The sequence below is a fragment of the Vibrio sp. 1402 genome, assembly GCF_033340275.1.
This window is the reverse complement of the sequence record NZ_JAWOWE010000290.1, coordinates 1-690: the sequence shown is the minus strand read 5'-3', so window position 1 is coordinate 690 and position 690 is coordinate 1. Positions and strand designations below refer to the sequence as shown.

General features: G+C 46.2%; 1 protein-coding gene. It reads left to right on the top strand.

Annotation, left to right across the window (positions count from 1 at the left end):
- Positions 1-116: 116 nt before the first annotated feature.
- Positions 117-690, top strand: a 574-nt coding sequence (locus tag R7044_RS25620) for a disulfide isomerase DsbC N-terminal domain-containing protein (RefSeq protein WP_225456048.1), incomplete at its 3' end; no start/stop codon positions are given.

Below are 690 nucleotides of genomic sequence, written 5' to 3'. Positions count from 1 at the left end.
CACGTGGCGACTGAACGATTGAAGCAGATCCACAGTCAACACCACCCAAGAGCATAATGATGGCTTGCTTCATCCTTCTTGATTGGATGAAAAGAATTTATTTAAAGGTGACTTTAATGAGCGTATTACGCCGACTAACTCTGCTGACTTTACCATTCTTTATTACCGCGTGTGGTGCGGAAGAAAGTCAGGCAAAAACCGAAACTCCTGCACAACAGGCTGCGCCAACTGCGCAACAACACTTTGATGAAGCGGCGCTAAAAGCGAAGTTCTCGAAACTAGGTCTGTCTATTATTGATATTCAACCTTCAGACGTGGCGGGCTTGCTAGAAATTCAAACCAACGGCGGCATATTGTTTGCGTCAAACAATGGCGATCACTTTATTGCAGGTACGCTATACGCGATTGATGACAACGGCGGTTACAAAGACGTACTTGCAGAACGCCAAGCGCCTTTGAATGCTGAGAAAATTGCTAAGTTTGCAGACAGCATGATCGAATACAAAGCGGACAACGAAAAGTACGTGGTGACTGTGTTTACTGACATCACTTGTGGCTACTGTGTTCGTCTGCATAACCAAATGCAGGGCTACAATGATCTAGGTATTACTGTGCGTTACATGGCATACCCTCGCCAAGGTGCGACAGGGCCTGTTGCTGAGCAAATGGCAACGATTTGGTGTGCAGAAG